This is a genomic window from Vibrio sp. NC2, from assembly GCF_025195005.1.
GTDB lineage: Bacteria > Pseudomonadota > Gammaproteobacteria > Enterobacterales > Vibrionaceae > Vibrio > Vibrio splendidus.
This window is the reverse complement of sequence record NZ_JANVFC010000007.1, coordinates 135,007-149,271: the sequence shown is the minus strand read 5'-3', so window position 1 is coordinate 149,271 and position 14,265 is coordinate 135,007. Positions and strand designations below refer to the sequence as shown.

General features: G+C 44.6%; 12 protein-coding genes. 5 read left to right on the top strand and 7 right to left on the bottom strand.

Annotated features, from left to right (window positions below; translation table 11 throughout):
* Window positions 1-12: 12 nt before the first annotated feature.
* The 3 genes from NX845_RS11885 to NX845_RS11875 all read right to left on the bottom strand — a co-directional run bounded on the left by NX845_RS11885 (window position 13) and on the right by NX845_RS11875 (window position 5,333).
* A complete protein-coding gene (locus NX845_RS11885) occupies window positions 13-699 on the bottom strand; it encodes a MaoC family dehydratase (protein ID WP_004731744.1) in 687 nt (228 codons plus the stop codon).
* Between the two features lie 333 nt (window positions 700-1,032).
* On the bottom strand, window positions 1,033-4,185 hold the full coding sequence (locus tag NX845_RS11880) for an efflux RND transporter permease subunit (RefSeq protein WP_004731746.1): 3,153 nt from the start codon (window positions 4,183-4,185) through the stop codon (window positions 1,033-1,035).
* An 11-nt stretch (window positions 4,186-4,196) separates the two neighbouring features.
* Complete coding sequence (locus NX845_RS11875) at window positions 4,197-5,333, bottom strand: efflux RND transporter periplasmic adaptor subunit (RefSeq protein WP_029405039.1); 1,137 nt, start codon at window positions 5,331-5,333, stop codon at window positions 4,197-4,199.
* Window positions 5,334-5,592: 259 nt separating this feature from the next.
* Between NX845_RS11875 and NX845_RS11870 the strand changes: the two genes are divergently transcribed.
* A complete protein-coding gene (locus NX845_RS11870) occupies window positions 5,593-6,036 on the top strand; it encodes a dCMP deaminase family protein (RefSeq protein ID WP_017081944.1) in 444 nt (147 codons plus the stop codon).
* A gap of 143 nt (window positions 6,037-6,179) precedes the next feature.
* On the opposite strand, the gene NX845_RS11865 is transcribed toward NX845_RS11870, so the two are convergent.
* The 3 genes from NX845_RS11865 to pepT all read right to left on the bottom strand — a co-directional run bounded on the left by NX845_RS11865 (window position 6,180) and on the right by pepT (window position 8,940).
* Window positions 6,180-7,022, bottom strand: a complete 843-nt coding sequence (locus NX845_RS11865; RefSeq protein WP_004731751.1) for a mechanosensitive ion channel family protein — start codon at window positions 7,020-7,022, stop codon at window positions 6,180-6,182.
* A gap of 141 nt (window positions 7,023-7,163) precedes the next feature.
* Complete coding sequence (locus tag NX845_RS11860; protein ID WP_260256845.1) at window positions 7,164-7,631, bottom strand: DM13 domain-containing protein; 468 nt, start codon at window positions 7,629-7,631, stop codon at window positions 7,164-7,166.
* A gap of 76 nt (window positions 7,632-7,707) precedes the next feature.
* Complete coding sequence (gene pepT / locus NX845_RS11855) at window positions 7,708-8,940, bottom strand: peptidase T (RefSeq protein WP_065681674.1); 1,233 nt, start codon at window positions 8,938-8,940, stop codon at window positions 7,708-7,710.
* A gap of 349 nt (window positions 8,941-9,289) precedes the next feature.
* Here pepT and NX845_RS11850 point away from each other — a divergent pair, with 349 nt between their 5' ends.
* From NX845_RS11850 to NX845_RS11840, 3 genes are all read left to right on the top strand, one after another.
* Complete coding sequence (locus NX845_RS11850; RefSeq protein WP_004731758.1) at window positions 9,290-9,436, top strand: hypothetical protein; 147 nt, start codon at window positions 9,290-9,292, stop codon at window positions 9,434-9,436.
* A gap of 349 nt (window positions 9,437-9,785) precedes the next feature.
* The gene (locus NX845_RS11845; RefSeq protein WP_017081940.1) at window positions 9,786-10,838 is read left to right on the top strand and encodes an aldo/keto reductase; all 1,053 of its coding nucleotides are present in this window, start codon (window positions 9,786-9,788) and stop codon (window positions 10,836-10,838) included.
* A gap of 208 nt (window positions 10,839-11,046) precedes the next feature.
* Window positions 11,047-11,781 (top strand): RNA methyltransferase, encoded by a 735-nt coding sequence (locus tag NX845_RS11840; protein ID WP_004731761.1) that lies wholly within the window; start codon window positions 11,047-11,049, stop codon window positions 11,779-11,781.
* A 271-nt stretch (window positions 11,782-12,052) separates the two neighbouring features.
* Here the strand turns inward: NX845_RS11840 and fdxA are convergent, their stop codons facing one another.
* Entirely contained in the window at window positions 12,053-12,376 is a 324-nt protein-coding gene (gene fdxA, locus NX845_RS11835; protein WP_004731764.1) for a ferredoxin FdxA, read from the bottom strand.
* A 254-nt stretch (window positions 12,377-12,630) separates the two neighbouring features.
* Here fdxA and NX845_RS11830 point away from each other — a divergent pair, with 254 nt between their 5' ends.
* Window positions 12,631-14,262: an NAD(P)/FAD-dependent oxidoreductase gene (locus NX845_RS11830; RefSeq protein WP_017077435.1), complete on the top strand. Its 1,632-nt coding sequence runs from the start codon at window positions 12,631-12,633 to the stop codon at window positions 14,260-14,262.
* The last annotated feature ends 3 nt before the right edge of the window (window positions 14,263-14,265 follow it).

The following is a 14,265-nucleotide window of genomic DNA, read 5'->3' as shown; positions in this document are numbered from 1 at the left end:
TATAAAAAAGCTCTAGAAGTGAAGCTGGATCACTGAAACGATCACAGCGCCAGGACGACGAATACCTTCGATTTCTACGCGAATTTCGCGTTCAATCTCTAGGCCTTTCTTAATTGGCGTTACTTTTGTTAGCGTACTTTTAGCACGAACGTTACTGCCCGATTTTACAGGATATGGGAAACGAACTTGGTTAAGACCAATGTTTACAACCATCTTCGCTGTTGGGAATTGAGACTTATCAGGATCAACACTGTCAGTCAGTCTAGGAAGCAGAGACAAAGTCAAAAAACCATGTGCGATGGTTGTTTTGAACGGAGAATCTGTTTCAGCCTTAGAAGGTTCAGTATGGATCCATTGCATATCTTCAGTAACAAGGCCGAACTGGTTAATACGGTCTTGACTAACATTGATCCAGTCGCCAGTATGAATAACTTCACCGATCTGCTGATTAAGCTCATCAAACACAAGCTGTGCTTCTCGCGTTAATACGAGCGGCTGTTCTATTGGCATCTCTGGTGCATCTTCATTTACAGCAGGTTTGTGGTGATCACGAACCCAAGCAAAGAAATGGCTATTTTGCGTACGATTCAGAAAGTCACCCCAGTAATCTCTAAGAGCTGGAGACATCCATTGCATAAACTCTGAGTGTTGCGAAGACACGCTATCGCCTCGGTGTTTAAATAAATCAATGACTTTCATAAGAACCTCAATGCACAAAAAATTTCAATATAACTAGGTAATTTTGAAACACTTCACACTATTGTGCAAATGTTTTCGAGCATACACTCGTTAGCTGAACACTGTTATTTCTATATTAAACAAACACTTAATAATAAAACATCATTTTATTACAAAACCTAAATTAGAGTGTTAGCTCCATCACAAAACGAACATTTGATTATATAAATAGCGTTTTTATTCACAAGCGGAATAAAAAAGGCTTAGCGTAATGCTAAGCCTTAGTTTTTACAAGGATTTAATCTTGCAAGGGATTAGCCTTGCAAAGCGTTAATCTGACCGGAGTTAAGTCTCCTATTCGTCATCAAGTGGAATCAACTTAGTCGTGCCACCGTGTGCCTTCTCACGCTTACGTTGCACGAATGCATAGAAGCCTGGGATTAGGAACGTACCCGCTAACAACACACATAGCAGACCGCCGATCAGTGAAATACCCAACGAGTTCTGGCTCACGTGACCTGCGCCCGCTGCGAATATAAGCGGGAAAATACCTAAGATGAACGACCAAGAGGTCATGTTCACAGCACGGAAACGCAGCGTACCGCCCTTCACTGCCGCATCTTCAATTGATGCGTCTTTCTCTTCACGCTCCACTTTTGCGAACTCTACAATCAAGATTGCGTTCTTCGCGGCCAAGGCTATCAAGAGAACCAAACCAATTTGCGCATAGAGGTTCAACGGTGTGCCTGTTAGATTCAACGCTAAGAAGGAGCCTAAGGTTGCAACCGGTACCACTAAGATAATCGCTATCGGTATTGTCCAACTCTCGTATTGAGCCACCATAAACAGGTAGATGAAGATCAGAGCCAGTGCAAAAGCAAAGATCGCTTGGTTGCCTGCCAAGACTTCTTGGTAAGCCATGCCTGTCCATTCGTACTGATAACCCTGAGGTAAAACTTCAGCGGCTACACGTTCCATTGCAGCAATCGCATCACCACTTGAGTAACCCGGCGCTGGTTGGCCTTGAATCACGGCACTGCGGTACATGTTGTAACGCCATGCGACATCTGGTTCGAATATCTGGTCGTAAGTCACCAATGTACTGAGCGGGATCATCTCGCCATTAGACGAGCGCACGTGGAATCGTTGGAGATCATCCATGCTGCTACGGTGTTCACTATCAGCTTGCATGGTCACGCGGAAGTTCTTACCAAACATGGTGAAATCGTTCACGTACAGAGAACCTAGGTTACCTTGTAGTGTTTGGAAGATTTCCGACAACGGAATACCAAGTTGCTGCGCTTTCTCACGGTCGATATCGACATAGTAGTGAGGAACGTTGGCACGGAAAGTACTGAACGTATGTGAAATCTCAGGCTGTTTGTTCGCCTCAGCAATCACGTCATTCATTACCATCGCCAGATCAGTACGACTACGACCTAATGTATCTTCTAGAACAAATTCGAAACCAGAAGCAGCACCCATACCCGGAACTGCTGGAGGTCCCATTGCAAACACAATAGCTTGAGGCAGTTCAGTGGCCGCTCGACCATTAATACGTTGTGAGATAGCTTGTGCGGAATGTTGACCATCCAGTGCGTTACGCATATCCCAATCATGCAGTTTGATAAATAGCGACGCGCCATTCGAAGCAGAAGCGCCTGTCATGAATGCGTAGCCGTTTACCAGTGTCACACCATCAACACCCGGCTCTTGCTCAACCATCTCTAGCAACTGCTCAGTCACATCTTCAGTACGAGACAGTGATGCCGCGTCAGGAAGCTGCACGTTAACCAGCAAAATACCTTTATCTTCTTGAGGTACAAACGCGGTTGACGTTGTTTTCGCGAAGTAAGTTACCGCCGCTAGTGCCACAACAAAGAAGGTAAACAGTAGTACACCCTTTTTCACAAGGAAGCCTGCAATTTGACCGTATTTGTTGGTTACGGATTCAAGACCACGGTTAAACGCTTGGTACCAACGTGCTGTGTTGCCACCGCCCTGCTTTAGAACCAGTGAACACAATGCTGGTGACAGCGTTAGAGCATTAATAGAAGAGATAACAACCGCGATACAAATAGTCAGAGCAAACTGACGATACATGATGCCAGTAATACCCGGCAGCATCGCTACAGGGATAAACACGGCGAGAAGTACCAGCGTTGATGTAACGATAGGACCCGTTACTTCTTTCATCGCGATAAGCGTTGCTTTACGTGGAGAAATCGTTGGGTCTTTGGCCATCGTGGTATCGACGTTTTCGATAACCAAGATCGCATCATCTACCACAATACCAATCGCCAATATCAAACCAAACAGGGTTACCGTGTTGATGGTAAATCCTGTCATCTGCATGACGGCAAATGTACCAATCAACGACACCGGAATCGCAACCACAGGAATCAAGGTTGCACGCGCACTACCCAAGAACAGGTACGTCACCGCGATAACCAGCAAGATAGCTTCGATCAGCGTTTTCACTACGCCCTTAATCGACTCTGCAACAAAGACTGTGGTGTCATAACTCGCTTCGTAAGCCACACCTTCAGGGAAGTTAGTGCTTAGATTGTCGAGCATCGCCATGACCGCTTTGCCACTTTCCAACGCGTTTGCGTCTGACTGAAGTGACAGCGTTACGATTGAAGCGTCTTGTCCTCGGTATTTACCATTGCCATCGTAGAATTTTTTACCTAACTCAACGCGTGCAATGTCTTTTAAGTAAACGGTTGAACCATCTTGATTTGCGCGAAGCACAACATTTTCAAACTCATCAGCCGTTTCTAAGCGGCCTTTTGTCACCAAGTTGAACTGTACTTCTTGTGGATTGGCGTATGGTGCGGCACCAATACGACCGGCAGCGACTTGAACATTTTGTTCAGCCAATGCGCCATACACATCGGATGTTGTTAAGTTCAGGTTAGCCATTTTCTCAGGGTCTAACCAAACACGCATCGAGTACTCACCGCCGCCCAACACGTTTACTTCACTAATACCCGACACACGTGCCAGTTGGTCTTTAATGTTTAAGTTTACGTAGTTGATCAGGAACTGGTCATCATACTCACCGTTTGGAGAGTAGAAGTTCAATACCATCAAAAGGTCAGGTGAACGTTTCTTAACCGTTACGCCAACCATTCTAACTTCTTGTGGAAGCTTCGATTCGATTTGGGCTACTCGGTTCTGAACGTTGACCTGAGCCATATCAGCATCAGTACCGACATCAAAGGTCACATTAAGATTGTATGAACCGTCGTTAGCACTTTTAGAAGACATATAGATCATATCTTCTACGCCATTCACCGACGTCTCTATAGGGTCGGCTATCGCCTGTTCCACCACTTCAGCACTGGCACCCGTGTAGAATGCCGATACACTGACCGATGGTGGGCTAATTTTGGGATATTCAGCCACTGGTAAGATAGCGAGAGAGATCGCACCCGCCAGCGTTAATATTATGGATATGACAAGGGCAAACTTAGGCCTTTGAATAAAGAAACGACTTAACATAAATAGTCCCCTTACTCAGCTTGTTCAGCAGAAGCTTGAATACGAACGGACATACCATTACGTACACGCTGTAGGCCTTGAGTGATCACCGCATCGTCTTTCTCTAATCCAGATTGAACAATCACCCCACCTTCAACTTGTCGACCCATCTCAATATTTCTACGCTCAGCGACTGGTGCAGCTTCGCCTTCAACCAGTACCATTACAAAGTCACCTTCTAGGTCGGTCTGCACTGCACGTCGCGGAATAGTCACAACATCAATAGATTGTTTTTCACGCAGATCAACGCGCACATGTTGACCCGGAAGTAGTTGCTGATTCGGGTTATCGGCAATCGCACGCATCGCGATTGTGCCTGTATTGAGGTTGATACGATTGCCCAAGAAATCAAGCTGACCTAGGTGTTCAAACGCTTCACCATTCTCAAGTATGATCTGAACTTCAACACCCGCAGAGTCGCTGCTGCCGTCGCCTTCAATGCGATCCATCCCTAACTCAATACGCTCACGCTCACTGATGCTGAACGACGCATGAATTGGGTCTAGGCTAACCAAGGTAGTTAATACACCTGAAGACGGCGAAACCAGATCACCAGTACTCACTTTGGTGTCGCTGATTCTTCCAGAAAAAGGCGCGGTAATTTGGGTATGAGAAAGCTGAACATTGGCTGCGTTTAACTGAGCATGGCTAGCTTCAAGTTGCGCTTGTGAACCTAATAAGTTTGCCGTCAATGCATCGAATTCCGATTGAGAAATACTGCCTTTAGGAAGTAGATTCTTACCACGGTTAAAATCAAGTTCGGCTTTTTTAAGGTTCGCATTCGCTTGAGCAACAGAGGCTTTTGCACTTGCGACTTCAGCTTCAAACGAAGATGGCTCGATTGAGTAAAGCAATTGGCCCTTTTCGACCATTTGACCTTCATTGAAATGACGGCTTTGTAGATAGCCTGAAACCTGCGCGGTGATAGCCGTGTCTTCAACGGCTTCAATACGACCGATGTACGACTTACTTTGCTGGTGAGAAACAACGCTAACATCCTGTACAGCTACGAGAGGTAGAGGCGCTTGCTTGGCATTTTGAGCATCTTGCCCACACCCAGCAAGAATAAGAGAGCTTGCAAGAGCCGTAAGGATCAACTTTTTACGCATGGTTATACCGTCACTTATTAGTATTTGAACAGCATAAAATTTACGTAACACACTCGTCACCATTGTCCGAGGAATATCAATTATAACTAGCCAAAGTGTATCAATATGTTAATTGAAACCAAGTGCTTATAAAGTGATTACAAACGCGTTACAATTCCTAAGTAAATCAACCTCTCAGCTTTTGTTCTCTATGGATATTGTCTAACATAATGTATGGTCAGACAGATAAGCATTCACATTTAATTGTTAAGGAATTCTCATGATTTCAAAATGGGCTAAACGTTTCTATCAAATGGCGGAATTGGTCGGTTCTTGGAGTAAAGATCCTTCAACTCAAGTCGGCGCCGTAATCACTAAGCACAACCGTATTGTTTCCGTTGGTTTTAATGGCTACCCACATGGCGTGTCTGATAGTGCGGATACTGATGACAGAGAAATGAAGTACCTCAAGACGCTTCACGCTGAAGAAAATGCAATCTTGTTTGCTAAACGTGATTTAGACAGTTGTGAAGTTTGGGTGACTCACTTCCCTTGTCCGAACTGTGCAGCAAAAATCATCCAAACAGGGATTTCAGCGGTACATTGCCCAGAGCAAAGTGAAGACTTCCTTTCTCGTTGGGGAGATAAGATCAAGATAAGCCAAGATATGTTTGAGCAAGCAGGTGTGGAAGTAGACTGGTTACCACTCGCTGACCTAAACTGATATCGAAGCTGAATTTCAGATATAGAAAAGCCGAGAGTCGATCTTATCGCTCTCGGCTTTCTTTTACTTTCAGAGCCTTACGTTTCGAACATGAAATGCGTAAACAACATAAAGCGTTAGTTAGGATTAAGCGTTAATTGGGGTCAAACGCTAGTTGGAAATGCCTCTGCGTACGCTTCCATAAAGTCTTTACGAATATCTTGCTCAAGATGAATCGCTTTTTCGGTCGGACAGAAGATCATAAAGTGCACTTCTTGCTCACCCGTCGAACTGCTCGTGATATGGATATGAGGCTCAGATCCCGGAAGGTCAACGCCAGCGTGTTTTTCGATCACACCGTTATAACGGCGCGCGACATCGATAAACTCTTCACAGTGCTCTTCAATTTTCACAATAAGACCCGGCACCATAGGGTATAGGTTTACAAAGTCTTTTACCGTCACAAAAAAGTTATGATAAACGTAGCGCTTCATGAAATTAAGGTTCTTGACCGGGTAAGTGAAGAACATGCTATTGGGCAGCGTAGCGGTCTTACCTGTGAAATGGTATTGCCCGTGATATAGGTCGATTTCCTGAATCACAGTCGCCATCAAGTTGTGCTCAATCACCTCACCGCTGATTTTACCCACTTCGATCCAGTCACCGATTCTAAATGAACGAGAACTCGCACGCTGAATAGAACCGGTGAAACACAAAATGATCTCTTTAGATGCGACGACTATAGCAACAGCAATGGCCGTTACTGACAGCGCAAACTCGCTGATTTCAGATTTCCACAGCACAAATAAAGTGACCATAATAATGGCAAACGTACCGTTCTTGGTACGTGACATCCAGTTACGTTGATCTTCACTGAGAAAAGCGACATCACCACGGATTCGAGACAGAGTGATTCGTCGGATAATTAATATAATGCAGATGATCAGCACACTAAAAATAAACTTATTAGCGAGTAAGAAATCGATCACTTGCCACAACTTTTCCATTACGTATTCCTTTGTATTACAACAATTAAGCTTTATAACGACGAGCTTTACAGCGACTGACTCAACCCAAAAAACGCATTATAAAAAAGCGCTCAAAATAGAGCGCTCCTTTTCATGATTAATTCAGCTTAGGTAAGGCTATCATTTTATCTTGGCAGAAGTAATAAATTGACCAAAAGTTTCACACCAAATCACAACCGTATTAAATCGATTAAGATCAGTACCTTCTGGGAGGTTAACCATAAATCGGTCGAATGTTTTCACATCTCCGACTCTCAGTAGCTCGCTCTTACTGTCATTGAAAGCTTGTTCGGTTTCAATAAACTTAGGTGATAGGTAAACTTTGTAATCAGGCCCCGGTGCCAATTCACCTTCAGAAGCTATCGCATTTTCAGAAACCGAGACGATGCCTTCTCCCCAATGCAAAAAGTCACTGTCTTGTCGGTCTTTTGTGAACTCGCCTGTGTAGATAGCCTGCTGACTGATCGCTTCAACAGAACTTGAGGAAGGAGAATCAGGCTCAATCAAGATAGGTAGTGCATAGATACCAAGCCCAAAACCAAAAGCACCCACGGCTAAGTGGGTGCAAAGTAAAACTAACTTTTTCATCGCGTACTCCCTTATGCTTAAAGAGAGTATTATTGAATACTCTTAAAAATACAAAGAGATATAACGCTTTGATATCCTATTTTTGGTAATGAGTCGCCGTACGCTGAGACAATTCGACAATCACTTTTACCGCTTGCTCCATGCCTTGAATGGTAATGAACTCATGAATACCGTGGAAGTTATAGCCGCCAGTGAAGATATTCGGACATGGTAGGCCCATGAAAGATAAGCGAGCGCCGTCTGTACCGCCTCGGATCGGTTTGATCATTGGCTCAACATCGCACTCAATCATCGCTTGCTTCGCTAATTCAATAATATGTTGATGCGGTTCAACCATCTCTTTCATGTTGAAGTAGCTATCGGTTAGCACCAGCTCAACACGGCCTTTCTCAAGACGCTCATTCAGCTCATCCACTTTCTGTTGCATGAATGCCTTACGCGCTTCTACACCCTCACGTTCAAAATCACGGATGATATAACCCAGTTCAGAGCGAGCTACACCCATTTCAGCCGATTTCAGGTGGTAAAAACCTTCATAACCTTCTGTGCACTCTGGTGTTTCTTGCGTTGGCATCATCAATTGGAATTGCGCCGCGATGTTCATCGCGTTGACCATTTTACCTTTTGCGGTACCTGGGTGAACATTCACGCCATGACAGATAACATCGGCGCTCGTGGCATTAAAGTTCTCAAATTCCAACTCCCCTACCGGGCCACCATCAATGGTATACGCCCATTCGGCACCAAACTTCTTAACATCAAACAAGTTAGCACCACGGCCGATCTCTTCGTCTGGCGTGAAGCCAATACAAATATCGCCGTGTTTGATCTCTGGATTCGCTTTGAGGTAAGCAATTGCACTGATGATTTCAGCGATGCCCGCCTTATTATCAGCCCCAAGCAGAGTCGTGCCATCAGTAGTGATGAGGTCATGGCCATGCAAGGCATCAAGATCTGGGTATTGGCTTGGATTCAGGCATTCACCGCTTGTACCTAATTCTATCGTTCCACCTTGATAATCTTTAATCAGCTGTGGTTTCACGTTTGCACCGGAAGCATCAGGAGCGGTATCCATATGCGCCACAAAGCCAATAGCAGGCACTGGATAATCGACATTCGACGGCAGTTTCGCCATCAAGTATCCATTGTTATCTAAAGAGACATCAACTAAGTCTAATGCCACCAATTCTAACTTTAAGGCTTCAGCAAATGTTATTTGACCCGGTGAACTTGGGCACTGCTGACTAGAAGGATCGGATTTAGTATCAAAAGTAACGTAATTCAGAAAACGTTCTACAAGCTTTTCCATAATTCATCTCACCATGGATTAAGTAATTGATTTACTGACTTTATTATTCATATAGATAAGCGAGGCATTGTTAAATAAATACGTACGCAGAGTCAGTCGCGAGGTTTTTCATCTTACGCCCCTGACCATCTATGTAATTGCTCTACATCATTATTGTGCGAAATTAGACGAGCTTCCTATACTTGAAATCAGAGGGTTTCGTCAGTTCAATATTGCATACGGATGATAAGCGATTGCTTTGTACGCATTCTACGCCCTCCACTCTCAGCCTATAAAAAGTACAAAGTGGATGATGATCACCCTTTATCCTTGATGCAGAATCTGTCATACGTTACACGGAGACACAGTTATGACGATTAATAAATATTTCATTTTATCTCCTCAAGCCTCTGAGGAAACGCTTCAGCCAGCATTAACTGAGAAAGAAGTTCAAAGGCAGGAAGCTCTAAGACAGGCGCAATCTCAAGGTGGGTTTGACACCAACGCGACCTCGTAACTTAATCAATACTCAGAACATATTTATAGAACCCCTAATAAAAGAGCTCTACTTCTCTATGATGTAGAGCTCTTTTGTCTTTGACTCTTCTTCTCTCTTTCTATGATGCCTATTCAAGCGTCGAACCCATTCACGTTTTGTGACTCCCCTGCTTTATATCTATAGCTCCACAACTATGCGGCTAGCTCATTCGCTACGTTGAGAAATGACTCATTAAACTTACCTCAGCCATACCTTGTCGTGTCATTTTGTGCTAATAATTTATATTCGTTTTCATTCCTCACTCGCTCTCTTTTCAAAAACTCTAATGCGAGTACCAGAGAACTTAACCACAGGAATCCCGAATTTAATGGAATACTCAAAACTAGGAAGTAGTCAAATTCCCGTTTCCCGAATCTGTCTTGGTAGCATGACTTGGGGACTGCAAAATACGCAGCAACAAGCCGACCAACAGATCGAATACGCACTAAGCCAAGGTATTAACTTCATCGATACTGCAGAAATGTACGCGGTTCCGCCTTCTCCAGAGACCTACGGCAAAACAGAAGCGATCATTGGTAACTGGCTATCGCGCCACCCGCAGCGCCGCCAAGAACTGATCATAGCGAGTAAGATTGCAGGCCCAGGTCTTCCTTGGGTTCGAGATGGTGGTCCGATAACAGGTGAAGCCGTAATCGAAGCGGTTGATGCGTCATTAAAACGTCTACAGACTGATTATATCGACCTATATCAACTGCATTGGCCAAATCGAAATACACCTCACTTTGGAAAACAGTTCCCAAATCAAATTCGCTTCAGTGATATCGACCGGAAGCAGCATGAAGGGGAAATGTTGGAGATCCTTCAAGCCCTAGCAAGCTGTGTTAAAGCAGGAAAAATCCGTCATGTTGGTTTGTCTGATGACACCACTTGGGGCATCAACACCTATCTCAAGCTGAGCGAAAAGCACGATTTGCCACGCATGGTCTCGATTCAGAATGAATTCAGCCTACTTCACGCAAAAGACTGGCCGTATCTGATTGAGAACTGTGTGCATGAAGATGTCGCTTACCTGCCTTGGTCACCGTTATCTGGAGGAATGCTCAGTGGAAAATACATCGATGGCGCAAGACCGGAAGGCAGCCGCTGGACATACATGCAGCGTAAGGGCATTTTCCGCGACACCGAATCTGCCAATGAAGCGGTAAAAGGATATGCAGAAGTCGCGAACACTCATGGATTTACGCCGAGCCAGCTTGCATTAGCATGGTGTAATCAAGTCGATGGTGTTACCTCATCCATCATTGGGGCGACCACGATGGAGCAGCTAAAAGAGAACGTGGCTGCTTTCAGTAAGCCATTATCAGAAGAGATTCTTACCGATATCAACACAGTGTTTAAGCGCTACCCTGTCCCATATTAAGCGGTCAGTTCTCCCAGCCTTCTCAGTTCGCCTAACTTGTTCAGCTTAGTCTTTGGTAAGTAAATCAGATAAGAGCGTGCTATTTAGTACGCTTTTCTTTTTGTAAGCGGGTCGCTTTTGCTTTTTATGTGGATCGCATTGAGCTATCACGCTTTTGGTTCTCCAACCTTTGCTCTATAATGCGCGGGCTTATATCTAGGATAAAAACATGATTTCAAAAAACCAATTAAAACTCCTTCGTGCTTTGGGCCAAAAGAAACAACGTAAAGCCCACGGTTTGTTTCTAGTTCAAGGTGAAAAGAACGTTCTTGAGCTGTTCAATAGTGACTTAGTCGTGAAGAACGTCTTTGCTACCGCTGATTTCTTATCTGAAAATCACGCTTCACTGTTTGAGTTTGATTGTGTTGAAGCTTCACTGGATGACCTAACCAAAGCGAGTACTTTGGTGAGTAACAATGCGGCGATTGCTGTCGTTGAGATCCCAACATTTGAACTGCCAGAAGCAACTGGGCTGATGATTGCACTAGATGGCGTTTCAGACCCGGGCAACCTAGGTACGATTATTCGTGTAGCAGACTGGTATGGCATTAAGCATATCGTTGCGAGCAGCGATTGTGCAGACCCATACAACCCTAAGACCATCAGTGCAACTATGGGTAGCTTTGGCCGAGTACACGTAAGCCAAACAGACTTACCGGCTTATTTAGAACAAGCGAACCTACCGGTTTACGGCGCGTTCTTAGAAGGCGAAAGTGTTCATAAGACAGAATTTACTGCCAATGGCATTTTGCTAATGGGCAGCGAGTCTCACGGCATTCGTGAACATGCGGCTAAATACGTAACGGATAAGATTACGATTCCTGCATTCGGTGGCGCGGAGTCTTTGAACGTAGCAATGGCGACAGGTATTATTCTCGACAATATGCGTCGTCAGCATAGTTAATCGACTCAAGAGTAAACTACTAAATAGAACTCGCGGATGTGAAGAGCAAGATTCCCTATCTTGCTCGTCCCTCGCTGTAGGGAATGACGTAACTTAGAGATAGAGACAAAACCAACCACCACCTCTCACGGCACAAAGCATCAAGTAGATTTTGAAATATAACGTGGCAAGTAGGTCAATAATTAACTGAATCATCAGCCGTCATCCTCAAGAAGGAGGGACGACTGAGTTGGGGATCTTTTTTGGGGAAGGTTTATTTCAAGTAGCAGAATTACTTTTCTAGCATTGCCAACTTATCAGATACACCATTCCACTTTTCAGCTTCATCCATCGGTGCTTTTACTTCCGTTTGCACTGGCCAGATCTCGGCAAGCTCGGCATTCACTTCAATAAAGATCTTTTGATCTTCTGGCAGTTCATCTTCTTGAAAGATCGCTTGAGCATCACATTCAGGTACACATAAACCACAATCAATACATTCGATTGGGTTGATTACCATGAAATTTGGTCCTTCATGGAACGCATCTGCGGGGCATACCGCCACACAGTCTGTGTATTTACATTGAATACAGTTATCGCCTACGACAAACGCCATGATGCTCTGCTCTATAAGTTAGTCAAAATTGAAGAATGGGGGATAATACTCATCCCAAGGCAAAATTCAACATCATACGACTCTAATATCGTGTCTATTTGCTCCATGTTTCCAAATTAGTATGACAGATAAATCAATTTCTCGTAAAATGCGCGCCATTGTGAGCTTATCGCTTCTTTCAACATCAGCGTTGTCATCAAACTCTGTATTAAGAAACGATCTAGCTAAGACACCTATAAAAACGAGACATCAAAATGATACGTTTAACCGAAATTAAACTCCCACTAGACCATGAAGAGTCAGCCATTCAAGACGCTATTGAAGCAAAGCTTGGCATTAACGCTGATCAGGTACTTTCTTTTAATATCTTTAAACGTGGCTACGATGCTCGTAAGAAATCAAAAATCTTACTTATCTACACGCTTGATGTTCTCGTTGAAAACGAAGCTGAGTTGTTAGAACAATTCATCAGCGACCCACACGTAAAAGTGACTCCTGACATGGAGTACAAATTCGTGGCTAAAGCGGTTGAGAACCAAACTGAGCGCCCTGTCGTTATCGGCTTTGGCCCTTGTGGTCTGTTCGCTGGTCTAGTGCTTGCTCAAATGGGTTTCAACCCGATCATTGTTGAGCGCGGTAAAGAAGTTCGTGAACGTACGAAAGATACCTTTGGTTTCTGGCGTAAGCGTACACTGAACACTGAATCAAACGTACAGTTTGGTGAAGGTGGCGCAGGTACATTCTCTGACGGTAAGCTATACAGCCAAGTTAAAGATCCAAAGCACTACGGCCGTAAAGTAATCGAAGAATTCGTAGCTGCTGGCGCACCAGAAGAAATTCTATACGTAAGTAAGCCACACATCGGTACCTTTAAACTGGTTACCATGATCGAGAAGATGCGTGCTTCTATCATTGAGCTAGGTGGCGAAATCCGTTTCAGCACTCGCGTAGACGACGTTCATATGGAAGACGGTCAAATCACTGGCCTAACGCTTTCTAACGGTGAAGAGATTAAAACTCGTCACGTAGTACTGGCTGTTGGCCACAGTGCTCGTGATACGTTTGAAATGCTGCACGAACGTGGCGTTTACATGGAAGCTAAGCCTTTCTCTGTTGGTTTTCGTATCGAACACAAACAAGCGATGATCGATGAAGCTCGCTTCGGTAAGAACGCAGGCAACCCTATCCTAGGTGCTGCGGACTACAAACTCGTACACCACTGTAAGAATGGCCGCACTGTCTACAGCTTCTGTATGTGCCCGGGTGGTACTGTGGTTGCAGCGACTTCTGAAGAAGGCCGCGTAGTAACCAATGGTATGAGCCAATACTCTCGTGCAGAACGTAACGCAAACAGTGCCATCGTTGTGGGGATCGACCCTGAACGCGATTACCCAGGTGATGCACTAGCAGGTATCCGTTTACAGCGAGAATTAGAAAGTGCGGCTTATGTTCTAGGTGGCGAGAATTACGATGCCCCTGCACAGAAAATCGGTGACTTCCTAAAAGGTCGCGATCCAAGTGAGATCGGTGAAGTAAAACCATCATTCACACCGGGTATCCACCTAACGGACATTTCAAAAGCGCTGCCTGATTTTGCTATCGAAGCAATTCGTGAAGCAATCCCAGCGTTCGAGAAGAAGATCAAAGGCTTCTCTACGCCAGACGGTCTATTAACAGGCGTTGAGACGCGTACGTCTTCTCCTGTATGCATCAAACGTGGCAAAGACTTCCAAAGTATCAACCTTAAGGGTTTCTTCCCTGCAGGTGAAGGCGCAGGCTATGCTGGCGGCATCTTGTCTGCTGGTATCGATGGTATTAAGGCTGCAGAAGCACTAGCGATATCAATGGCAGAACAGAACCAAGCTGAGAAAATTGAGATCGCTTAATAT